Raw genomic sequence first — 23,635 nt, 5'->3', positions numbered from 1 at the left:
GGTGCCGCTTTACTCTTTACCTATTAATCAAACAAGTTATCGTTATTGTGAATCGCCCCTCTTACATCGTCCTGAGTGAGAACACGCTTACCTAAGTCTTGTTTCACTTGTTTGCCCAAATCCACCAGCGCATCGCGATTGACTTGGGTTTGACGCTTGCCTGCACTTCTTAAGCAGTAATTGAGATCATGATCTTCACTGCAAATTCACCAAGTCTGGTTTGAAAATGGCGAAACTCAAGTCATTAAGTTGGGTTTAAGACGCAGGGAGAGAGGACGAAAGAGCATCTTCAGAAATCGTCAGTGATGAGCCATTTTTATTCATTGCTCGAAGTTGGTACTATTTCCTCATCATGTACCAAAAGACCGACGTATGCTGCCATTGATTTATCACCCTATCTATTCGCAACTCGATTTGCCAATTGGGCACCGCTATCCAATCATGAAGTATCAGTTTCTTTACCAAGCGGTATTGACGAAGATGAATGAAGCACGTTGGGGTCATCAGATACAGCTTTTCCAACCTGAGCCATTGACCGCCGATCACATTAAGCGAGTGCATGGCGAGGAGTATGTGGATTTACTGGTCAGTGGTACTTTGCCCGCAGCGAAGATGCGTCGAATTGGTTTCCCTTGGAGTGAGTCATTAATGACCAGGACGTTCACCTCGACGGCAGGCACCGTCCTGACAGCAGAACTCGCACTAGAGCAGGGAATCGCGATTCATCTTAGTGGTGGTTATCATCATGCTCATAAAGACTTCGGAAGTGGTTTTTGCCTTTTCAATGATTTGGTGATTGCTGCAAAACATATGCTAGATAATGAGCTGGTGGATAAAGTGTTGATCATTGATAGTGACGTACACCACGGCGATGGTACGGCAACCTTGTGTGAGCATGAGCCAGACATTGTGACTTTATCATTTCACTGCGATAAAAACTTTCCGGCGAGAAAACCAGCCTCCGATCTTGATGTGCCTCTCGCTCGAGGAACGGATGATGAAGCATTTTTGATGGCATTTAAGGAAGTGACCAAGATGGCAATTCACCTGCATCGTCCAGACTTGGTGATTTACGATGCAGGCGTCGACATTCACACCGATGATGAACTGGGGTATTTCGATGTTTCCACGCAAGGCATCTTGGAGCGCGACCGTTTTCTAATGCAGTTGATGAAAGACAAAGGCATTCCGGTCGCGGCTGTCGTTGGGGGAGGCTACCGAACTCAACACGCCGATTTAGTGCCCATTCACATGCAGCTCATTCATGCGGCCCACGATGTGTTTTTTCGGCAATGAACCGCTTCTACAAGTCACTGGTGAACGTCGAGTATTACTGTTTTATCTCAGATTCTAAAAACTAAGAGGTAGAGGATTCACGCCACCATTGCACTAAATGCAGCAACGCAAATAGGGCATGTCCAAAGAAATAAACTTGGATAAACGTGACGGACAGTTTGTGGATCGAGAGTAGCCACTCACTTGGACCACTAGTGAAAACCGTTAGATACCAAACGGAGCCAGTCACAACCGCAAGTATGAGCGCTAAAATCCCGAGCCCTTCTATTGTTGCTGCTAACCCGGATGGCTTGGCTTCGGGTAGCTCAAGTTTCAATAACGACTCTGCGTCCTCTTTAATCACTTGGTAATGACCAGATAGCCAAGGGTAAAGATCTTGAATTTTACGACGCATGATGACCTTAGTGGCGAAGATTAGGCTAACCGGAAGCAACACCAGACCAGAATAGATATGAATAAAGGCGAGGTCGCTAATTTGGTTCAATTCAGTGTCTCCATGGACATGCATCAAACCGCTTGAAAGTAATTGCAATAATACCCAGAAAAGCACCGCAAAATGTAGGTATCGTTCGATATTGGGTAATGTTCCAAAAAGCGTTTTTAGACCTACTTTTAGTTTGTTTTCCATATGTTTACGTCCAAATTGTGACTCTTCACATAGGTTGATATCAGTTTATAACTAAGTGAATAAAGCTTAGTTGAGAGTGTAAATAATTACGAACTGATATGTTGAGTTGAACTATGCTAAGTGTCGATTTGGTTAGAAGTACACTTGATATCTATAGGTGAACAAAAATTACAGTTCTGCTGTTGCTTGATTGTGGCAAAGCTCTGTGAAAGATCATTATCATGATGGGGTGACAGCGACGAAGCGCAATATTTCGCCCTTTGGTTTCAGGCTGAATTTAACATCGAATGGAAAGCCGAGTGCGACTAGACGCTTGGGAGAACAGATACGGCCGTAGTAGATGCTGTCGCGGTTTTTATATAAATACATTGACTCACCAAATTGACTCAGTGAGCAAATCGAGCGGACCAGAAAAGAAAAAAGCCGCTGAAAATCAGCGGCTTTTTTCTATGAATAGTGGCGGGCTACATGGGACGAATATGGGAACTGGGAGTTTGAGTTATAACATCATGTATTAATTCGAATTACTGAATAACATAAGCAACGCTAATCTAGGCAAAGCTTAATTCTCTGAAAGATGTGATTGCTAATAAAGCGCTGTTACTCAAATCAATGCATCCATTTTTCTGTTGTTAACTAATAGGGACTTATAAACTAATCACGCGGTGGTCAAAATTGAATGAGGTGAATGTATGCCTGAATGGGACGTGACCAGTCAAGAGCTGATCGAAATGGGAGATGTCGACGAGCAAAAAGCGCTAGTGGGCATTGTGATTGGGGCTGATGGACAAGTGCTCGTTAAATACGGTGACAATATTAAGTTTATACCGCACAACGGAAGCACCGCACCCGAAATATCGGCAGATTTGTTGGCATTAGTAGCGAAAGTACGTAAAGGGTAACCAACCTTGAAGATGATTTAGAGGAGACCGAAGCTTCTCCTCTTTTCTATTAATCGGTGTTGAGCTTTAGTTTGTGTGCCTAACTCTTACTGAAAACAATCTAAGCGTTTAATTTTACAAAGTTTAGCAGTCATATCTTCAGCGTTCTCTCCAAAGTGCAACATTCTATGGCAATTGGGGCAGAGAGCTACAGTGTTGGCTACTGTATCACTGCCTTGTTTAGATAATGGAATGACATGGTGCACTTCTAGATAATCTCGACCTGATTTCGTCTTGAATGGCGATTTGACTTCGCAAAGTTCACAGTACCCGTTCGCAAGCCTCAGTGTTTCAGCGACAACAAGTGTATCTCGTTTGTATAGGGTGACCGACACCGTCTCTTTTTCTGGCTGCAAAACACCAACAACGTTTTTATTCGTGGTATCAGTAGAAAAAGCTTCGTTTAAAAACTCTTCGTGATTTAAATAGGCTCGTGATTTTACTTCTATATTGCTTTCATCATATGCCGCGAAAAGTTGTTTTTTTCCCTCAGACATAATCTCTGCAATACAATTGGCAACTGCGATAGAATTGTCTTCAGTACAGTAAACGCCATTTTTATTACCTTGAGCAATGGTAGCCTTGCCACCAGAACGATGACAGATTTCATCCATAAACGCTTTTTTGCAGCGTTGATGTAAAGTGGCTTTTTCTGTAGACCCATCTGTACCATTCACACCGCCAACACCACCTGATATAAGTCGGAATTGAACCTCTCTAGGATTTGTTCTATCGGGTTTTCCAGTATTGCCCTTCTGAACATAAATGGAAATGCCTAATAAATTCCAGACGTTATCTGAGGATTCAAACTTCACACAACCATAAGCATCAATGTAACTAGGATTGTTCTTTGATTTACTTACATTTCTAGGTGTTTGGTCGAATTTTATCCATTTTGATATATTTGATTTCTCTAATATCTTATTCAGTGACTGCTTAGCTGATTCAACAAGTAGAGTTTCTGTTTTGTTAATCATCAACAACCTCAACGGTCATATACTGAGCGCCATAATAAGTACCCTCATCAATGGTGTAACGCAGTCTCACGCCACAACTTGGGCAATCAAACCTTTCGTTTGGCTCAATGCATTCGTCTTCAATCCAATCCCAATCAAAGCTGTCCTCACATTCAGGGCATTGCATGGTGGTTCCTCACGTCTCACAACTCTTTGAAATATTTTGTGTATCTTCAACCTTGGCACCAAGGTGTTCAAGCGCACTTTCGAGCTTAGCATGATCCAGAAACAACGGTATAGCTCTAAGATTCTTGGTCTTAGCGTAGATCAAAGAAGCGTCGGTTCGGCTTCGAGACTGTGTACAGTCATTTCAACAGAATGGTTAGACTTGATAGCTAAGCACACAAACGGTAGCCGAGCTAAAGTGTGATTTGATTACTTCATTTATTCGCATCATTTTTTGATGCGAATAAGCTTGGGACAAACAACTTAGATTGAATAGTTGACCATTAAAGATGATTCATTTTAAAGTGAGGTCAAAGCTTATGGGTGTGAAAATTTTACCTTTCAAAATTGACAGAAAATGGCGATAAAACCAAGTAATGACTATCCCGTTGATTGCGGCGGAGCCGTAAGCATGAACTGCCTTGGTTGTGAGTATATGGATGAGTGTGAGGAACATGTATCTACCATCCTACAATCAGCTAACGTGTACTTTACAACAGACGCATTAAACTTTCTGGTAGATATCAATGCTATTGACACCTTTCTAGAGCACGTAAAAAGTAAAGGGTTGATAGGCTATATGGATAAAAACTTTGTAAAGCATATCTATCTCACGGAGTTGATAGATTGAGAAAGTTAGCAGTTCTTTGAACGCCTGTTACTAAGGCATCCTTAGCCATTGCAGCTTAACCAGTACTGGGGTCTTATCAAGTACACACAACATGCCTGCTTGCGCTTACAATCCGCCGTTATGTTAGGCTATCATTAATTGACGTTTGCATTTTTTACAATAACGCTTTGGCTTTTTTATTCTGACCCCACAACCACCTTTGCAAACCCAATATTCACTAAATGTGTTTGGTTTAATAAATGTGTACTTACCAAACCCAGAATCATCAATAAAAATTGGCTTTACTGTGCTTTGTTCACGCCCAGAACACAAAGGCATAGGTAGCTTTTTAACAGACCCAGTTGTTACCTCATGTGATCGTTTTAACTCTCTTACTAATCTACTCACTTTGTCTTCTGCCAATCTTGTTGAGATATCAGCCCCGTAGGTAACTTTATAGAACTGTTGTGGATCGTCTTTCTCTTAGATTGCTTGCGGCGTTCTTTTATCTTTTGGCAATAGTCCGCTGTCTTTTGGCGTATGCGATCTAACTGCTGAAGTTTTTGTTGATTATTAATGAACATTTCTAAAGCAGACTCCATTGATATTTCGTGTCTTTGAGACAACTTTTTACCTTGTAGACTATGTACTTAGAATGTTCATCGCTAGGATGTTTACCACCAAGTATTTGCTGTCGTAAGTGCTCATTAACCGTTAAATGTAGATCGATAGGTCTTTGATTACTAGACACTTGTTTTCGGCGGCGCACCTTACTCATCAACTACCTCAACAGTCTTATGTTGCGCACCGTAGTAGGTGCCCTCATCAATGATGTAACGCAGCGTCACACCACAACTTGGGCAATCAAACTCTTCGTTTGGCTCAATGCATTCGTCTTCTATCCAATCCCAACCAGATTGCTCTTCACATTCAGGGCATTGCATGATGGTTCCTCACGTATCACAACTATCTGAAATCCTCAGCGCGCCTTCAATTTCGTCTCCAAGGTATTTAATCGTATTTTCGAGCTTAGCATGACTCAGAAGTAACAGAGTAGTTAGCATTGATAACTAAGCACACAAACGGTAGCCAAGCTAGTGTATGATTTGATTACTTCAATTATTCGCATCATTTTTTGATGCGAATAACCTTGGGACAGAAGCGAGATAGAAACACCAACTCATTATGCAATTAGTGTTTGAAAGATTGATCTAGAATAGAGCGAGCTGTTCTTGACCCGTAGAATCGTTCCGTTTTTCGTTCGGGAGTTGCCCATTAATTGCATTTTCAATTGTCCCAGCAACATGTAAAACTGTATCTATTGATATGTCTGGAATGAAGTCTTTGCATTTGACATATCCTGATAAGTATTCTTCAGAATTACTCCTTATGCCGAATCTCTTGCAAATAATGTACGAAACTGACTCTGCTTCAAACTCGCGTTGATCTAGAGACAGGTTTGTTCGCTCTTTCCAGCTTTCATTGACGTTGTGAATTCCGAGGTGCCCACACATCAGGTGAGCTAATTCATGCACGAGTGTTGCGAATCTAACTTGAGGTGCATGATTTGAATTGATCTCTAATATGTATGATTTAAATTCGTTTTCAATGTAGTTAGTTTTTATACATCCAGCACTAGTAGCTGACCTTGGCTCTTCGTGAATAATTACGCTTAACCTTTTAGCTAACTTGTGTAATTTTGCAACGGCGTGTTCAGGCGTATTACCCTTGGCCCAAAAAGGTGCAAAGACTCTATCAGGCAGCGGTGCACCTTCTGTATCATTAACATCAAACACGAACATTACTGGGTGGAATGGAGCAAGAATAATAAGAGGCCTAGCATCTTTGTTTACTGTTCTATTGTGCCTTTTACTCCAGTCTGCTTTCGAAGCGACGTACGTCACGTTGGGGTTTTGAGAATAGATAAGCGCTACATTGTAAGCCGAGTAGTTTTTTATCTTGGCAACAAATTGAATAAACTGAAAGTAACTACTACTGCTTCTGTATCCGCGCGTTAAATCTACCAATTCATCAAATGTGCTCTTGTGTTTCTGTTTTATTGCGACAGTTTTCATTAACCTTCCTTGGTCAGGGACAAAAGCGACTTAGAAGCTAATCTAAATCGCTAAATAGAGTTCTACATTAGATTCAGAGTTTGGATAGCTTCCACGACTATTTTTGAACGTTCTCCTTCGCGTGGAGGGAAACCACCTCTAATAAAGTATTGAGTAATAAGTTGCTCCCACTCAGATTCATGATGTCCTTCTTCAGCTTTGAAAAGCGCAGAGTTATAGAAACACTCCTGAGCGATCATAGTTAAAACAACTTGGTGATGCTCAGCGTTAAGGCCACCTTCATGAATAGGAACTATTTGATGCTCGCCAAGATATTCCGCAATCTGCTTAGCATCAGCTTTTGATTGCGTAAGTGAGCTAGCTATCTCTTTATTAAAACAAAATAGTACAATACCAAATAATCTAAGTAGCCTATACCCAAAATCGGTGTCTAAAGCCCCTTCACCTGACAGTTGCTGATAGATTTCTATATATCGAACTAAGGTCTCGACTTCTCGTAAAGATAAGTGCCGAACTTTTATTATGTGACTGATAAAAGAAAATTCGGAGTTTTCTGCTAGGTTTAGTGCTCCCAAAATCGGACTTTGGTTCATTAGGTTTCGATAGTGGTGAACAGAAGCTAGAGATTTGGTATAGCCCGTTGATTCAGAGAAAGAGTTCGGCAGGGTAAAGGTAAATTTTAGGAATTTGTCGAGATATTGTTGAGCATCAACACTGTCACCATATCGATGGTTAATAGAGGCTTTTAGTTGGCTTGTGTTGGTCACTAGGACAAACTGAACACCAGAAACAGGGAATGTGTGCTTAATTACTTCGAGTATATTCACCGCAAAGTCAGGTCGACATCGGTCTAGTTCATCGATGAATACTACAATAGGCTTTTCTTCCGTAATATCAGCCATCATTTTTTGCAGAGCTTCTAGGCTTTCATTAGCCTTTATATGATCTTTTAACAGCGACTCTACTGATGAATCTATCGCTTTGTCTGCTACTTTCTGGATCTCTTTATCAAATCCATCAAGGACAGTTTTTGTATCTTGTTTTAAAACATGAGCAACACCTGCTTTTGCTAAAGTTTTTAGACCATACCTAACTGTTGGTAAGACTTTTTGAACGAAGCTTTCTCGTTGCTCACCTTCAGGTAGAACCTTCAAAATTTCAGCTAGTATTGTTAGCAAAGGTTCGTCGGCATGATCAGCCTGAAATGCATCAACGTAAATCAAATGATGCGAATCTTTGCCTTTCATTAAGTTGATTAGTTTATGGCAAAACTCTGTTTTTCCGGTTCCCCATCCACCATCAACAACCATTGGAGAAATATCTATCGAAGACTCAAGCAATAGAGCTACTTTTTCAGCGACAGTTTCTCGTTTGAACTCATCACGGTCAGTAAAGGTTATATTGTTCATTGGTTTCAATTAAGCCTTATAAATTAGATTTTTAATGAGTAGCGTACTTCACATCACCACGCTCATAGCAAGTAGCCGCCCATGTGTGTTTATCAATCACTTTTGCTCCAAAAGGCCCATATACACCCCATGCAACTGAAATGTCTTCGTCCCAACAAAGGTCGCACTGTAGTGCTTCAGTGGGAATGGTCATACTTAAAATGTCGTGTGCAATATTATGGAGTGATGTAGGTTTGGCGCAGTAACAATTTTTACTACCTAATGGGTCTCGCAGTGTTAATGGGCCTACATATCGACGATAAAGCTTGGGAAACACTTTCCGTAAACGCTGTTGCACTGCTTTTAGTATTGTTTTTTCGCCTTTAGCTTCAGCATTTTTCATGAGCCTAACTAGACTGTCTTGGTTATCATATTGCCCCTGATTTATCTTTGAAAACAGAGCGTTTAGACGCTCTGTTCTAGATGTTGTTCTGCTGGTGCTCGGAGTTTCTGAGGAGGATGTTAGTTGGATAGGCGCTATTTTTTCGCCATGTATTTTTCTAAGGTGGCGTTTAAGGTTTTTCTGTTTGATAGCCTTTTTACATTGAGGACACTCAACGAATAGCTCTTTATCGGGTAGTGAACTATTCATCAACTACCTCAACAGTTTTATACTCAGCACCATAATAAGTGCCCTCATCAATGGTGTAACGCAGTGTCACTCCACAACTTGGGCAATCAAACTCTTCGTTTGGCTCAATGCACTCGTCTTCAATCCAATCCCAACCGAAATGGTTTTCACATTCTGGGCATTGCATGATGGTTCCTCACGTCTCACAACTCTCTGAAATCCTTAGCGCATCTTCAATCTCGACGCCAAGGTATTCAATCGTGCTTTCGAGCTTAGCATGACCAAGAAGTAACTGAATAGCCCTAAGATTCTTGGTCTTAGCGTAGATCAAAGAAGCCTTGGTTCGGCGCAGCGAATGCGTACCGTATTGTGTTTTGTCTAAACCGATATCGGTCACCCAACGGTTCACTAGCGTGGTGTAGTAATGGTATGAAATTGGCTGGCCCTCACGGCGTGGACTGGGGAAAAGGAAGTCCGTTGGTGCCAACGCATTTTGAATGATCCACTGTGACAGCGTTTGTTGTGTCTTTGGTGTGATTTCGAAGTGTACCTCTTGCTGGGTTTTCTGTTGTTTAACGATGGCTCTCGACATCACACACCCACTGCGGCTGACATCTTGCACTTTGAGGTTCCGCAAGTCACAAGACCTCAGTTTGCTATCAATAGCAAGATTAAACAGCGCCAACTCAAACAAGCGTTCTTCAAGCTCTAAACGAATTCGAATCCGCCAAATATCTTCTAGTTTGAACGCTTTTTTCTGACCAACTCGTTTACCTTTGTTCCAAGCTACCATGATGTGCTCCTTACTTCATAAAAATCACTATTAAGTAAGGCAGAAATCAAGGTAAATCGCTTGGTTACTGGTAGAATGCACGCAACTTTTTCGAATCATAGAAAACCTAAATGAACCAACAAGAACAATTATTCCTGAAAGAGCTTGAAAGCAAGCTCTGGACAGCGGCAGACAAGCTGCGCTCAACACTAGATGCAGCACAATACAAACACGCTGTACTTGGCTTAATCTTCGTTAAATACGTTTCTGATGCGTTTAAGCTGCGTCAGGATGAGATCAAAGCAGACCTTGCTAACCCTGATCACGAATACTACCTAGACCCTGCCGACTTTTCAGAAGAAGAGTTGGCAGCCGAGATCGCGGTTGAACTTGAGCAACGCGACTTCTACACCGAGAAGAATGTGTTCTGGCTACCAACAGAATCTCGTTGGCAGTTCCTACAAGATAATGGCCCTCGCGTAATTGGTGGTGCTGATCTTGAGATTGACGGCAAGGTTAAGAAAATCACCTCGGTTGGTCATCTGATTGATAACGCACTTGAGGGCATCGAGCGTGACAACCAAAAACTGAAAGGTGTACTGAACAAGTCATATTCATCGTTGAAGATTGACCAATCTAAGCTGAACGAGCTTATCAATCTGATCGCCACCATTCCGTTCGATCATAAGTCACTAAACAGCAAAGACATCCTTGGTCACGTTTACGAATACATGCTTGGTCAGTTCGCATTGGCAGAGGGAAAGCGCGGAGGTTCATACTATACTCCGGCATCCATTGTTTCCATGATTGTGGAAATGATTGAACCGTTTGAAGGTCGCGTGTATGACCCTGCAATGGGTTCTGGCGGCTTCTTTGTGCAATCAGAGAAGTTCATTGAGCGCAGAGCAAACCAAAAAGAAATTGACCCGCTGACACAAAAGCAGAAGATTTCTATCTACGGTCAAGAATATAACCACACCACATGGCAGCTAGCGGCAATGAACATGGCTATCCGTGGTTTGGATTACGACTTCGGTAAAGAGCCTGCGAGTACGTACACCAATGTTCAGCATCCTGATTTACGCGCAGACTTCATCATGGCAAACCCTCCATTTAACATGAAAGAGTGGAACACTGGTGTTGATGATAACGATCCACGCTTTAAATACGGTCAACCACCATCAGGTAATGCGAACTTCGCATGGATGCAGCACATGCTTCACCACTTAGCACCAGAAGGCTCTCAAGCACTGTTATTGGCTAATGGCTCGATGAGTTCAAGTACCAATAATGAAGGTACTATCCGTCAGGCGTTAATCGAGAACGATCTCATTGAATGTATGGTGGCACTGCCGGGGCAGCTGTTTACCAACACCCAGATCCCAGCGTGTATTTGGTTCTTAACCAAAAACAAAACCGCTCGCACTGATAAAGCAGGTCGTAAACTGCGTGCTCGTAAAGGTGAAGTGCTGTTTATTGATGCGCGTAACCTTGGCTACATGAAAGACCGCGTACTGCGTGATTTCACCCGTGATGACATTCAGAAAGTAGCCGACCTTTACCATGCATGGAAAACAGGCGCAGAAGTCAATGGTATCGCTTATGAAGACCAAGCGGGCTTCTGTAAATCAGCCACCCTTGAAGAAATCACCAAGCACGATTTTGTACTGACACCGGGACGTTACGTAGGTGCAACTGAAGAATTGGACGACGGCATTCCATTCGGTGAGAAGATGGCAACCCTAACCGCTAAGTTAAGCGAGCAGTTCGCTGAGTCGGCAACCCTAGAAGCAGAGATCAAGAAGAACCTAGCGGGGTTGGGATATGACATCTAGAGTTAAATTCTCTGAAATCGCTGAGTTGGTCATGGGACAATCACCAAAAGGTAGTGATTGTAATGACTCAGGTGATGGCTTTCCTCTATTGAATGGGCCTACAGAGTTTACTGAACGAAGTCCATTACCTGTTCAATTTACTACGGTAGGAAAAAAATTCTCAAAAGTTGGTGACATCCTTTTCTGTGTTCGTGGTTCAACCACAGGGCGAATGAATTATGCTGATCAGACTTATGCTATTGGTCGAGGTATAGGAGCTATTCGTGGGATAAATGGGTATCCGACGCCCTATGTGCGAGCCGTTTTAGAGTGTAACCTAGACAAACTATTAGTGGCAGCAACAGGCTCAACTTTTCCTAATGTTGGGAAAGATTTGCTAAATAATTTTGAGGTTGATGTTTGTAGTCCAGAACAAGCACAAAATGCCAATACACTTCTTGTTGCCATAGAAGATAAAAGGTATTTGAATGCACAAACAAACCAAACCCTAGAACAAATGGCACAAGGCATCTTCAAGTCGTGGTTTGTCGATTTCGATCCAGTCAAAGCCAAGATGAATGGCGAGCAACCAGAGGGTATGGATGCGGCTACTGCCTCGCTATTCCCAGAAAAGCTCGTTGAGTCTGAGTTAGGGCTAATACCAGAAGGCTGGCCAGTAGGTAAGTTATCTGAGTTGATTAAGTTTGCGAATGGTAAGTCAGGCAAGAAGTCAGATAGCGGCCAATTCCCACTGTACGGAGCTAATGGAATTATTGGTTTTAGCGAAGAAGCTAAGTTTGAAGATGCCGTCATTATTGGTCGTGTAGGAGCCTACTGTGGGGCTATTGAATATTGTAATTCACAATTCTGGGCATCTGATAACACCATCGTTGCTACGGCCAAGTCTGGTAAAGCACAGCTACCATTTGTTCTGTATTTGTTGAAGCACCTTGACTTAAATCAGCATGCTGGCGGAGCTGCACAACCACTGTTGAATCAGAAAGTTCTAAATAGTCTAGAAGTACCAATTCCATCCAATGTAGTGCTGGAAAGGTATGGAGAATTACTGGCTACAATGCTCGATAAAATGACACGCAATATTGAAGAGAATCATAACCTAGAAAGCCTTCGTGATACGTTGCTTCCTAAATTGCTTTCGGGCGAAATCGAGTTAGACGTCGCAGAGGTTAATCCGAATGACTGAGCAACTATTGACTGCAATTGAGTCCGGTAATTTGGCGTTATTGAGTGATGTACTTGAGCGACAACCAGAGTTAGTTAACACCGTCTTTGAAGAACTAGAAGCAACACCATTTGAGCTTGCGTTGAAAAATGGGTTTTCGGCACTCACCGAGAACATAATGAACAGTGAAGGTTTTGATATCAATCATGCAGGGCATAACCCACTTCGGTTAGCGATTGAACTGGGTTTCTTGGATATTGCTCAAGCACTGTTACACAAAGGTGCGAACCCTAACTATCGACCACAGCAAATGAGCAGTGCATTACTGCTTTGCTTAGATAATGAATATTTCGAGCTAGCTGAGCTGATGGTAGAGAAAGGCGCTGAAGTTAATATTCGCAACGATAACGGTTGGACGCCTTTGATTTGGGCTGCAATGAAAGGCCGAGTCAAAGCGGTTGATTTTTTGCTTAAGCACGGCGCTGCTGTTGATGTTTGTAACAATGATGGCTGGAATGCGGTGACGGGCGCTTACTTCAAGCAACGCATAGAGATAGTAGATAAGTTACTCGCTAAAGGAGCGGTGTTCAGTGCGAAGTATTCAGAAGCCGCCATGCTGTCAGCATATCAAAGTGGGCACATCAACATCGCGAAGAAGCTGCTAGCTGATGGTGTGAATCCTGATGTTGAAAACGAAGATAAAGAAACGATGCTGATTATTGCCATTACTAAGGGTGATGATGATATGACCAAAGCGCTCGTTGCTGCTGGTGCAAACCCGAATGCAAGAAATAAAGATTCACATCCAGCGTTATCTTTGTTAGCTCAAAATGGCAAAAATGAACTCATTGCATTGCTAATTGATAAAGGTGCAGATATCAACCTTCAGAGTAAGTCTGGAAGAACTGCTGCTTATTGGGCTGCTAGTTATAACCAAGCATCAACGTTAGAACTGCTACATGGGCATGGAGCTTGCCTTGATTTGCGAAATGAGAATAGTTGGTCACCTCTAATGGTGGCGGCGAGTAAAGGCTATCTTGAATCTGTCACTAAGCTTTTGGAGTTTGGGGTTAATGTCGAGTTGGTTAATGATGATAATAAGACTGCTCAAAAACTTGCTAAGGCAAATGCACCAGCAAAATCAGTATTTGATGGAGGCGCGATGCTAAACACAAGCTTCAAGCAGATAGTTGAACTTCTAGAAAGAACCCGTCAGCAATGATTGCTCAAAACTCCGTTTTTGATGCAGTCCGCCGAGGCTATAACGAGCTAGAACTCGCAAGTAACGACGAGATCTTTGATTACTTTGCAGATGTTAACCCCGACGCAATGTCGGGGCATATTAGCAACATCAAAGGTATTGTGTTTGAGCAAGAAGTTGTTACTGCGCTCAATGAGCAAGGTATGGATGCCATGCTCTTTGAAGCCACTAACCATCCCGTTTCTGATATTGCATTAATGAGTGATGGTGACATTGCGGCTGAAGTGCAATTGAAAGCGACCGACAGCGTTGCTTATATTAACGAGGCACTTGCTGAGAACCCAGATATCCCAATTATTGTGACTAGTGAAGTCGCTAATGGCTTCGATAGTGCAATGGTGATTGACTCCGGGATAGATAATGTAGCTTTAGGTGATGCGGTGTCAGAAGCATTATCAGGTGAAATATCCAGCCATGTCGGTGAATCTGTAGCAAGTGAGGTCGCGAGTGAAGGACTCGCTGAACTTATAGCTGATGTGGCTGTACCTGTTAGCCCTATTGGGTTTGGAATTGGTTTGCTGTTTGGGTTGCCATTCTAAGTGCAATGCTACGGCGAAAAATAAAAACGATACTCCAATGTGAGAAAATAATGTGATCACAGAAGACCAACTAGAACAGCTCTGTCTTGACTGGTTTACAGACCAAGGCTACCTATACAAAAATGGCTACGACATCGCCCCTGATGGCGATTCACCAGAACGTGATGATTACCACCAAGTTGTGTTGAAACAGCGCTTACTGGAGCGTTTAGAGGTGTTGAACCCTGAGCTGCCACAAGAAAGCTTGGATGTGGTGGTGAATACGGTCAGTACGCCAGACACGCCAGTGCTGATTAAAAGCAACCGCGCTTTCCACAAGTACCTGATAGAGGGTGTGCCTGTGGAGTATACCGCGTATGAAGATGGGGAAACGAAAACCAAGCACACCCATGCACGCTTAATGGACTTTACCAATCCAGATAACAACGAATTTTTGGTGGTGAATCAATTCACCATTACAGGTAAAAAAGGCAATCGCCGCCCAGATGTGGTGGTATTCATCAACGGTTTGCCGATTGCGGTTATTGAGCTGAAAAACCCTGCCGATGAACATGCGGACATTTGGCATGCTTACAACCAACTGCAAACCTACAAAGATGAAATCCCGGATCTGTTCGTTTTCAATGAATCTTTGGTGGTGAGCGATGGTTGGACAGCGCGTGTTGGCTCTCTCACCGCAAACAAAGAACGTTTTTTACCTTGGAAAACTGTTTCTGGTGAAGATGATAAACCGCTTTGGGATTACCAGCTTGAAACCATGGTTAAGGGTTTCTTTAAGCCTGATTTACTGCTTGATTACATTCGTTATTTTGTTTTGTTCGAAACAGACAATGATACGGTCATCAAGAAGATTGCAGGTTACCACCAGTTCCATGCGGTGCGAGCGGCAGTCGAGGCCACTGTGCGTGCGAAACAAGCCGATGGTGAGCTTCCTTTAGTTGCAGAAAACATGAGCCAATACCAAGTTCAAGCGACAAAAGGCTTAGATAAAATCAAGCCCGGCAGCGGTAAAGCTGGTGTGGTTTGGCATACGCAAGGCAGTGGCAAAAGTATCTCTATGGTTTGCTACGCCAGTAAACTGTTGCAACAGCCTGCAATGAACAACCCAACTATTGTCGTGGTGACAGACCGCAATGATCTCGATGGTCAGCTTTTTAATACCTTTGGTATGGCGCATGAAACGCTTAAGCAAGTGCCATCGCAAGCGGACGGTCGCGATAAGCTGCGTGAGCTGCTGCTCTCTCGTCAATCTGGCGGCATCATCTTTACCACCATTCAAAAGTTTGCCCTACTTGCAGAAGAGACAGAGCACCCAGTGCTATCAACACGTGCCAACATCGTCGTGGTATCGGATGAAGCGCACCGCAGCCAGTACGGCAACAAATCAAAGTTAGTGGATGTCAAAGATGCTAACGGCAATGTCATCTCACAAAAGTTTGTTTATGGTTACTCCAAGTACATGCGTGATGCGCTGCCAAATGCATCGTTCATTGGCTTTACGGGAACGCCGATTGCCATGGATGACAAAGATACTCGTGGCGTATTTGGTGAGTACGTTTCTATCTATGATATTCAAGATGCGGTTGATGATGGTGCCACGGTGCCAATCTACTATGAGTCTCGTCTAGCTAAACTTGATATCAACCAAGCTGAAATTGAGCAGCTTAATGACCAAATCGAAGATGAGATCGGTGAGGACGAAGAGACCGCAAGCCGCGAGAAAATCAAATCTCAATGGGCAACGCTTGAAAAGCTCGTCGGTGCTGAGCCACGTATCCAACAAGTAGCTCAGGACTTAGTGAATCACTTTACAACGCGTACCGAAACGTTTCCCGGCAAAGCCATGATTGTAGCGATGAGTCGTGAAATCTGTGTCGACCTCTATAATGCGATTGTTGCCATCAAACCAGAGTGGCACAACGATGACCCTGCTAAAGGGGCTATCAAGATTGTCATGACGGGAAGCGCATCTGATAAACCTAAGATGCAGCCGCACATTCATGATAAGAAAACTAAGAAGCTCTTTGAGGCGCGATACAAAGACACTCAAGATGAGCTTCAATTGGTGATTGTACGTGATATGTGGCTAACAGGCTTTGATGCGCCGTGTTGCCATACCATGTATATCGATAAGCCAATGAAAGGTCACAACCTGATGCAGGCTATCGCACGCGTAAACCGCGTTTTTAAAGATAAACCGGGCGGTCTGGTCGTTGACTATATCGGCATCGCCAATGAGCTGAAAAACGCACTCAAAACCTATACCAATAGCCAAGGTAAAGGGCAACCAACAGTCGATACTGCCGAAGCCTTTTCCGTGCTGATGGAAAAGGTTGATATCGTTCGCGGCATGTTTGCCACACCAGTTGATGGCAAGGTATTTAACTATCGCCCAGACTTCGAAACCGAGGCTTTACGCTTGTTACCTAAAGCGGCAAGCCACTTGTCAGGGTTGTCACATACTGATAGTAAAGGTAAAGAAGTTCGTGATGGCAAACGTCGTTTCCTTGATGTAATGGCTGCGCTAGGTAAAGCATACTCGTTGTGCAACACCATGGATGAGATGCGAGGTTACAAGAACGAAATCGCTTTCTACTCAGCAATCAAAGCTGCTTTTATAAAGCACACCAATGTTGGTAAAAAAATCGATCAAGAACAACGTAATACCGCATTGAAGCAAATTCTTGACAATGCTGTGATTGCGGATGGCGTCGATGATATTTTCGCAATGGTTGGTTTAGATAAACCTAATATTGGTTTGCTCTCTGAAGAGTTCTTAGAAGATGTAAAGAACATGAAGGAGAAAAACCTTGCTGTTGAGCTGCTCGAGAAGCTTCTGCGCGATGAAGTCAAAGCTCGAATGAAAAACGATGTGGTGCAAGAGAAAAAATACTCAGACCGTATTTTGACGACATTAAACAAGTACCACAACCGCAGCATCGAAACCGCTCAGGTCATTGAAGAACTGATCCAATGGGCTAAAGAGATGCAGGAAGATGCAGAATTGCTCGATAAACTGAACCTTTCTGTGGATGAGATGGCGTTCTACCGTGCTTTGGTTGAAAACGAGTCTTCAGTACGTGAGCTTGGCGATGATGCTTTGCGTAACTTAGCGATTGAGCTAACAGGCCAACTTCGTAAATCAGCTACGGTTGACTGGCAGAAGCGAGAAAGCGTCCGCGCTCGTATGCGTAACTTAGTTCGCCGACTGCTGCGCCGCTGGAAGTACCCGCCAGATGCTGCTGAAGAGGCAATCAAGCTTGTATTGGAGCAGGCTGAAGTGCTGGCTGACGGCTGGTATAAGTAATGACAAAGGCAAGGTTTGATACCTTGCCTTTGTTCATTGCTTTGACGTTTGCCAATGCTTCGCCAACTTGAGCATTATAACATCTCAAGTTCAATGTACCGCTAGTCAGTCCTTTACATCGAGACATTACGGCCTCAGATATCGAACGCTCATGAGAACCAGAGTTAGTTTTTCACTGAGCTAGCGTACCATTGTAAAGTGCATTTACCACTTCATTTCTGGGGTGAGCCTTTTCCCTGTATCCAGCATTGTTCTGGGAGGTATTAGAGGTTTTCAGCCCTTCGCCTGCAATACTTCTTGGCACTTCTTCGTGTCATAAGCACCGTCAACTGATACAGAATGAACTCTTCTACGAAGTGGATTCAGTAATGTTGGGAGAACTTCACTATCCCCAACATTGATGAGGCTGACTTCTGTGCTAATCACATCATGGGTATCGACATCAACGGCTGATTCGACGAAAGGTTTTATTGTGTTTATTTTTATATTGTTTAATTTTAAATAACGACAACTATATATCATGATGTCATAAGAAAACTCCTATTTAACTCATGAGCAGTGGCAATATAAAGACAGTAATATTTAAATTTTTTATTTTGTGGCAATATGCGGATTATTGAATTTTAATTACTAGATAACATTCAACGACTTTTTCGAATTAAAACTTTTTAAAAATATTAATTCTTTTTGTATCACTATTATGCCGTACATTTTACCTTCATAGTTCATGCGCTTCCCTTCATTTGACAAAATTAATAATTGGTCTTTCATTATATAGTATTCTAATTATCGTCACAGGGTGCTGAATATGAATAATGCTAGAAATTCTTTATTTGAGATTGAAATTGAAATTAATGTTGAGCTGATACCAGAATTAATTATTGATGAAATCATTTATTTTCATTGCTCAGAATATGGCAAATATATTTAATAAGGAGGCTTTCGATGAAATACGCGGCGTATCTACGAATCTCTTCATATAATCAAAAAGAGAAAGGCGATTCAATTGATGGACAAAGAAAGTCAATAATCGCATGGGTCACTGAGCGAGGAGGTAATATAATCAAGTGGTACATAGATGATGGTGTTAGTGCATATAAAGGTAAGAGGAATAATTTTGACCTAATGCTACAAGAACTTGAAAATGATATCGTTAAAGTAGACGGATTAATAGTCTATTCTCTATCGCGCTTCAGTAGGAATCTATTAGCTCAATTAGAAGCTACCAAGGTATTACAGAGGAAAGAAATACGTCTGATTTCAGCAACAGAAGCTTTACCCGAAAGCTATGAAGACAGCTATGTAATGTCTTCAATTCTAGGCCTGATGAACGAACATTCGAGTATGCAAAATGGCAAGGTAGTTCGAGATAGGCTGAGGGATACAGCGTTAAAACAATATTTCACAGGTGGGCCAATTCCGTTTGGTTATCGTTCTGTTAAAGTCTCTGGTGTGACATCGAAGTCTAGGAAAAAGCTACAGATACTACAAGAGGAAGCTGAGTTAGTAATAGAAATATTCAATCTATCTGAAAAAGGAATTAATGGTAAACCACTTGGAGTAAAAGCTATTGCTGAGATGTTGAACAAAAAGAAATCCTTTCGAAGAGGCACAAAGTGGAACCGTAACTCTGTATGTAGAATTTTAAATAATAGATCTTATATTGGAGAGTTTATTTATAACTCTAGTGATAGTGAGCCTATTGTAGTTAACATACCAAGTATTATATCTAAGGAACAGTTTCATAATGTTCAAGAGGGATTAAAATTCCGAGATATATTTTCTGCCGAGTCAAGAAGAATTAGGTCTAATTGTTTATTAACTGGGTTATTAAAGTGCAATGTTTGCGGTGCAAGTATGGTTGTTACAAGCGGTAAAAGTGGCAAGTACAGCTATTACCAATGCAGCAAGCAGGTTAGACATGCGCCAGACTCGTGCACATCTAAAAGAATAAGAAGAGATAAAGTAGAGCTTTTAGTAAAGGATAAATTTATTAATGAATTATTGACAGAGGCTCACCTGAGAGAAATTTGTTATCAGGCGAAGCAGCGTCTTAAGGAGGCTAGTAAACTGCTGTCGTTTGAAAAAACAAAGCTTTCAAAAAAAATAAACCATTTGGAAATGCGTCAATTCCGTTTAATCACTATGGTTGCCGACGGAGAGTTAGAACCAGATGCAAGAATCAATAAAACTATAACTGCTCTATCTACTCAATTAGATATTCTTGAGTCTGAAATGGCTAAATTAACAGTGAAAATAAATCTTCCAGTGAGAAACTTTGGAGAAGCGAGGTTAGTAGAGGTCGCCTCAGCCTTACAGGGGTACTTGCAACAGATAGACAATGAGGCATTGAAGCAGCTCATGCTTGCTACAGTTATGAGTGTAAAGGTGGTAGATGCAGAAAAAAAGCTGATATTCGGAGGATCTAATATGGCTGTTTTATACTTAATTGCAAATGCAAAAACGGGAACCGACTTCTCGGTTCCCGTTTTCATCACAAAGTGGCGGAGAGATAGGGATTTGAACCCTAGGTACGCTATTAACGTACGCCGGTTTTCAAGACCGGTGCTTTCAACCACTCAGCCATCTCTCCGTTGTTGAGCGCATAATATAAGGCTTTGAAAATCTTGTAAACCCCAAAATGAATCGTTTGGACGTTTACTGCTCGATTATGAACTGTTTGCTGATAAAAGATACAAAAAAGCTCCCCGAATGTAGAGATTTTGCTCGAATTAATTGCTTTTCGAATAGAAGCGTTGTAATTCTGTTAAGCCTTGCATCAGCACTGGTAGCTTGGGTGTGGTTTCTCGCAAGCGCTTGTAGTCGTCATTGTACAGTTTATAGTTACCAAACTTGTCGATGACGGTTGTTTGAGAACCAGTGATTAAGGCAATTTCTTGGGTATCACCCGCTAAGATCCAGCGACGGCGGCTTTCATCAAATAAATTGCGGCCACTGCTGTAGTCGTAGGGATTGGATGATACACCCAACATATCTTGTAGCAGTGTGACTGAAAGATCCAAGTGGCTTGTGCTATGAGAAAACTCCCCAGGAAGCATGCCCGGCCAATGAATAATCATAGGCACCTGAAGTTGGTAACGACTGTAGTTGCTGTTAGCGCCCCAACTGTTGGTATTGGTTTCATTAAACTCACTACCATGGTTAGAGGTGATAATCACAATGGTGCTGTTTAATAATTGCTGTTGCTCAAGGGTTTCAATAATCCCTGCAACGGTCTTGTCTGCGGATTTAACGGCTTTTTCGTATGCCTTTTTGAAGCGTTCACTCGCAAGCGTTTCTTTGTTCGCAACTGTAGGTTCTGATTCGAAATTATCAACAGCTGTCACTTCGATATAGCTAAACCATGGCTGTTTCGCTTGTTCTGTTAGCCAATGCTTCCAAGCATTGATGGATTGTTTATCGTTGTGTGCTTGCGTTCCATCAATCTGCTCTGCAAGGTTTAGATCTCTGAAGATGACTTCGGAATACAGAGTATCTTCAAATCCATTGCCGCTAAACAGGCCAAAGTTATAATTTTGTTCTGTTAGTACATCAAGCAGTACAGGAGCAGAGCCTTGAGCTTTGATACTGCTTGCGTAGCTGCTCGGTAAGCCGTAAAACAAGCCAAACGCCCCGTAAGCGTCGTTGCTTGAGCTGTAATGATTGATAAAATTTTGGTTGTTTTGCGCAAACCGATAGAGTTCTGGCATTTGGTCTTGGTTAAGTGCATCGGCACGAAGGTTGTTGACGCTGATCATCAGTACGTTCAACTTACTACCACGACGGTTAAATTCAAGCGGTTCGAGCGGGTAGTTCACGAGGGCTACATTGTTTTGGTTTTCTGCTAAGCGCTTAAGGTACTCTTCATGATCGAGTAAGCCATGCTTTTCCATGAAGCTTTTCGCTGTCATCGGATAAGACAATGGGAAATTAGAACGCTGGCTAGTAATCGGGTTATAGAAGTAGGCATCAGCCCAAATGTAAACCAAGTGACTAGTGATAAAGCTCAAGAAGAACACAGCGGCCAATGGACGGCCTATGTGTTTGTAAGAAAGTTTGCGCTGTTTGCGCCAAACCCATTCAGACAGACCAAGCTGAATCAGGAAGATCAGTGGCATAACAACAAAAAGGTGTTGTAAATCTGCACTAATGGCGCTTTTATCTTCACTAAATAACAGCTCCCAAACGACAGGGGTCAAGTGAAGGTTAATTGACTGATAGGCCTGCGTATCGACCAACAAAAGGGTTTGACCAATCGTCGCGAATATCACTGCCACCAAACGGAAAAGCTTCCGAGATGGCAGGACAAACGTCAGCGGGAATAGAACCAACAGATAAAGAGCGAAAACGAGGAAGCCAAAATGGCCAACCCAAGAAACCGCAAGATAGAATTGTCCCATCAAGGTTTCTGGCCAAGGCGACTGAACGATATAGCGTGTACCTATCAACATCGATGCGACGATATTGAAGAATGCAAACCAATGACCCCAACCAACCAGTCGAGATACGCGTTCGCCGTATGAGTTTCCGCTGTCTACCATGTACTTGTTCTATTGTCCGTGATTAGTGTGTTTTTGGCACGTCAAGAGAAGACATCAGTGCCTGAGCAAATTTTTCAGCAATAAGTTTGCGTTGTGAAGCAGCAACTTGTTGATTTAAGACATTGGTTGCGATATTTCCGGCAATCATTAGCGTCAACTCAGGAGAAGCTGCGTGTTTTTCTAGGACAGCACCCACTTCAGCAAGAATTTTCTCTACTTGTTCGTCAGTATATTTAGATGTAATCGGCATAAAGACTCTAATAATGATAGTAAAAGCGGCTTATGATAACCTACAATGCCTAATAACTTAAACCTTGTAGCAAGATAAAATCACTATGAGCCTTCATCTTTCAAATGTCATTTTGCACCAACTGTGCAAAAACGATCAGGACGAACTGGTTGTAAACTTTCGCCCGGCATCGTTAGAGAACGATACCTCGACAGAGAATCTCGTTGCGGAACTGCATCGCGTATTCCATTCTAAAGCGGGCAAAGGTTTCGGCTCTTTCCAGTCAGACAGCGAATTCCAGTTTTGGCTTCAGGAAATGCGCAAAGGAGAGAGAGATTTTTACGACTTCTCACAAATCAGTGCAAATCGCTTGAAACAAGAGTTGATTAAGTATCCATTCGCTGACGAAGGTATTTTAGTCTTCGCTGAGTATCAAAGTTTAGCCACTGACTATCTGTTTATCGGTATTTTACCAATGAACCAAAGCCTAAAAGTAACAGAAGGCTTAGATATTAGTGCCACTGACTACCTAGACATCACTAAAATGGACATCGCTGCACGTATTGATCTATCTAGCTACGATACGGATCGCGATTCAAATCGTTACCTTTCGTACATTAAAGGGCGTGTTGGTCGTAAAGTGGCGGATTTCTTCCTCGATTTCTTGCAGGCAGACATAGGTTTAGACACTAAGTTGCAAAACCAAGTGTTGATGCAGGCGGTAGAAGACTTCTGTGCAGATTCAAAGTTGGAAAAGCAAGAAGCGAACGAGTACAAGAAGCAGGTTTACAACTACTGTAACGAGCAAATCAAATCGGGCGATGAAGTGCAAATAGCTGAACTGTCTGGTGAATTGCCGGCAAGCCAAGGTGGCACGAGTTTTATGGACTTCACCAAAGAGCAAGGTTATGAGTTAGAAGACTCTTTCCCTGGTGATCGTTCAACTGTCCGTAAGTTGACTAAGTATGTCGGGGCTGGTGGTGGTTTGAACATCAGCTTCGATAGTCTGTTACTTGGAGAGCGTATTTTCTACGACCCTGAAACCGACACACTAACGATCAAAGGCACTCCACCAAACCTAAAAGATCAGTTAAGCCGTAACTAATTCATAAAAAAGAGAGCCGCGTGCTTAATGCCAGTCAGTTAAGCTGACTGGCTTTCTTTTTATTGGGGTATTTCTTTGCCTTTGCTTTTATTGCTCTCGGATATATCCGATCTTCTCGTTTAATGGGCAAGACA

The 23,635-nt window shown here is 42.4% G+C and carries 21 protein-coding genes, 1 tRNA gene and 4 pseudogenes; 9 read left to right on the top strand and 17 right to left on the bottom strand.

Annotated elements, in window-relative coordinates; all coding sequences use genetic code 11:
- Positions 1-23: 23 nt before the first annotated feature.
- Positions 24-206, bottom strand: coding sequence for a hypothetical protein (locus tag AK965_RS20725; RefSeq protein ID WP_099080295.1), 183 nt, complete (start codon positions 204-206; stop codon positions 24-26).
- A 166-nt stretch (positions 207-372) separates the two neighbouring features.
- Between AK965_RS20725 and AK965_RS14590 the strand changes: the two genes are divergently transcribed.
- Positions 373-1,296 (top strand): histone deacetylase, encoded by a 924-nt coding sequence (locus AK965_RS14590; protein WP_099080294.1) that lies wholly within the window; start codon positions 373-375, stop codon positions 1,294-1,296.
- Positions 1,297-1,357: 61 nt separating this feature from the next.
- On the opposite strand, the gene AK965_RS14585 is transcribed toward AK965_RS14590, so the two are convergent.
- The gene (locus AK965_RS14585; protein WP_099080293.1) at positions 1,358-1,924 is read right to left on the bottom strand and encodes a cytochrome b/b6 domain-containing protein; all 567 of its coding nucleotides are present in this window, start codon (positions 1,922-1,924) and stop codon (positions 1,358-1,360) included.
- A 219-nt stretch (positions 1,925-2,143) separates the two neighbouring features.
- Complete coding sequence (locus tag AK965_RS20495) at positions 2,144-2,293, bottom strand: hypothetical protein (protein WP_172438159.1); 150 nt, start codon at positions 2,291-2,293, stop codon at positions 2,144-2,146.
- 323 nt (positions 2,294-2,616) lie between these two features.
- On the opposite strand from AK965_RS20495, the gene AK965_RS14580 reads away from it, so the two are divergent.
- The gene (locus AK965_RS14580; protein WP_099080292.1) at positions 2,617-2,826 is read left to right on the top strand and encodes a hypothetical protein; all 210 of its coding nucleotides are present in this window, start codon (positions 2,617-2,619) and stop codon (positions 2,824-2,826) included.
- 86 nt (positions 2,827-2,912) lie between these two features.
- Here AK965_RS14580 and AK965_RS14575 read toward each other — a convergent pair whose 3' ends face one another.
- The 10 genes and pseudogenes from AK965_RS14575 to AK965_RS14525 form a co-directional block, all read right to left on the bottom strand.
- Entirely contained in the window at positions 2,913-3,842 is a 930-nt protein-coding gene (locus AK965_RS14575) for an HNH endonuclease (RefSeq protein WP_099080291.1), read from the bottom strand.
- Positions 3,835-4,008: a hypothetical protein gene (locus AK965_RS20490; protein ID WP_099080290.1), complete on the bottom strand. Its 174-nt coding sequence runs from the start codon at positions 4,006-4,008 to the stop codon at positions 3,835-3,837. The genes AK965_RS14575 and AK965_RS20490 overlap by 8 nt, the downstream gene beginning before the upstream one ends.
- A 9-nt stretch (positions 4,009-4,017) precedes the next feature.
- A pseudogene (locus tag AK965_RS20720) lies at positions 4,018-4,167 on the bottom strand (integrase); the annotation flags it as partial.
- A gap of 1,259 nt (positions 4,168-5,426) precedes the next feature.
- On the bottom strand, positions 5,427-5,600 hold the full coding sequence (locus AK965_RS20485) for a hypothetical protein (protein WP_099080287.1): 174 nt from the start codon (positions 5,598-5,600) through the stop codon (positions 5,427-5,429).
- 9 nt (positions 5,601-5,609) lie between these two features.
- A pseudogene (locus tag AK965_RS20715) lies at positions 5,610-5,705 on the bottom strand (integrase); the annotation flags it as partial.
- Positions 5,706-5,867: 162 nt separating this feature from the next.
- Entirely contained in the window at positions 5,868-6,731 is an 864-nt protein-coding gene (locus AK965_RS14545) for an ImmA/IrrE family metallo-endopeptidase (RefSeq protein WP_099080286.1), read from the bottom strand.
- 62 nt (positions 6,732-6,793) lie between these two features.
- Positions 6,794-8,140 (bottom strand): P-loop NTPase fold protein, encoded by a 1,347-nt coding sequence (locus AK965_RS14540; protein ID WP_172438158.1) that lies wholly within the window; start codon positions 8,138-8,140, stop codon positions 6,794-6,796.
- Positions 8,141-8,171: 31 nt separating this feature from the next.
- Positions 8,172-8,771, bottom strand: coding sequence for a hypothetical protein (locus AK965_RS14535; protein WP_099080285.1), 600 nt, complete (start codon positions 8,769-8,771; stop codon positions 8,172-8,174).
- Positions 8,764-8,937, bottom strand: a complete 174-nt coding sequence (locus tag AK965_RS20480; RefSeq protein ID WP_099080284.1) for a hypothetical protein — start codon at positions 8,935-8,937, stop codon at positions 8,764-8,766. The genes AK965_RS14535 and AK965_RS20480 overlap by 8 nt, the downstream gene beginning before the upstream one ends.
- Before the next feature lie 9 nt (positions 8,938-8,946).
- Positions 8,947-9,543 (bottom strand): tyrosine-type recombinase/integrase, encoded by a 597-nt coding sequence (locus tag AK965_RS14525; RefSeq protein ID WP_099080283.1) that lies wholly within the window; start codon positions 9,541-9,543, stop codon positions 8,947-8,949.
- A 110-nt stretch (positions 9,544-9,653) separates the two neighbouring features.
- Here AK965_RS14525 and AK965_RS14520 point away from each other — a divergent pair, with 110 nt between their 5' ends.
- The 5 genes from AK965_RS14520 to AK965_RS14500 are packed head-to-tail and all read left to right on the top strand — an operon-like array spanning position 9,654 to position 17,626.
- On the top strand, positions 9,654-11,357 hold the full coding sequence (locus AK965_RS14520; protein WP_099080282.1) for a class I SAM-dependent DNA methyltransferase: 1,704 nt from the start codon (positions 9,654-9,656) through the stop codon (positions 11,355-11,357).
- Positions 11,347-12,540 carry a restriction endonuclease subunit S gene (locus AK965_RS20475; protein ID WP_099080281.1) on the top strand — a complete coding sequence of 398 codons (1,194 nt, stop codon included), beginning with the start codon at positions 11,347-11,349 and terminating at the stop codon, positions 12,538-12,540. Before AK965_RS14520 ends, AK965_RS20475 begins: the two co-directional genes overlap by 11 nt.
- Positions 12,533-13,741, top strand: coding sequence for an ankyrin repeat domain-containing protein (locus tag AK965_RS14510; RefSeq protein WP_099080280.1), 1,209 nt, complete (start codon positions 12,533-12,535; stop codon positions 13,739-13,741). Before AK965_RS20475 ends, AK965_RS14510 begins: the two co-directional genes overlap by 8 nt.
- Complete coding sequence (locus tag AK965_RS14505) at positions 13,738-14,319, top strand: hypothetical protein (RefSeq protein WP_099080279.1); 582 nt, start codon at positions 13,738-13,740, stop codon at positions 14,317-14,319. Before AK965_RS14510 ends, AK965_RS14505 begins: the two co-directional genes overlap by 4 nt.
- A gap of 52 nt (positions 14,320-14,371) precedes the next feature.
- The gene (locus AK965_RS14500) at positions 14,372-17,626 is read left to right on the top strand and encodes a type I restriction endonuclease subunit R (RefSeq protein WP_099080278.1); all 3,255 of its coding nucleotides are present in this window, start codon (positions 14,372-14,374) and stop codon (positions 17,624-17,626) included.
- Here AK965_RS14500 and AK965_RS20710 read toward each other — a convergent pair.
- Positions 17,574-18,076: pseudogene (locus AK965_RS20710) on the bottom strand (transposase); the annotation flags it as partial. The gene AK965_RS14500 and the pseudogene AK965_RS20710 sit on opposite strands and share 53 nt — an antisense overlap.
- 495 nt (positions 18,077-18,571) lie before the next feature.
- Between AK965_RS20710 and AK965_RS20945 the strand changes: the two are divergent.
- Positions 18,572-19,603, top strand: a pseudogene (locus tag AK965_RS20945) (recombinase family protein); the annotation flags it as partial.
- A gap of 525 nt (positions 19,604-20,128) precedes the next feature.
- Here the strand turns inward: AK965_RS20945 and AK965_RS14480 are convergent.
- From AK965_RS14480 to AK965_RS14470, 3 genes are all read right to left on the bottom strand, one after another.
- Positions 20,129-20,219 (bottom strand) — tRNA-Ser (locus tag AK965_RS14480).
- A 139-nt stretch (positions 20,220-20,358) separates the two neighbouring features.
- Complete coding sequence (locus tag AK965_RS14475; protein WP_099080277.1) at positions 20,359-22,167, bottom strand: DUF3413 domain-containing protein; 1,809 nt, start codon at positions 22,165-22,167, stop codon at positions 20,359-20,361.
- Between the two features lie 22 nt (positions 22,168-22,189).
- Positions 22,190-22,417: a YejL family protein gene (locus AK965_RS14470; RefSeq protein WP_099080276.1), complete on the bottom strand. Its 228-nt coding sequence runs from the start codon at positions 22,415-22,417 to the stop codon at positions 22,190-22,192.
- Positions 22,418-22,502: 85 nt separating this feature from the next.
- Here AK965_RS14470 and yejK point away from each other — a divergent pair, with 85 nt between their 5' ends.
- Positions 22,503-23,501, top strand: coding sequence for a nucleoid-associated protein YejK (yejK, locus tag AK965_RS14465; RefSeq protein WP_099080275.1), 999 nt, complete (start codon positions 22,503-22,505; stop codon positions 23,499-23,501).
- The last annotated feature ends 134 nt before the right edge of the window (positions 23,502-23,635 follow it).

This window comes from Vibrio sp. PID17_43, assembly GCF_002608565.1.
Lineage (GTDB): Bacteria > Pseudomonadota > Gammaproteobacteria > Enterobacterales > Vibrionaceae > Vibrio.
This window is presented reverse-complemented; position numbering and strand designations above follow the sequence as displayed.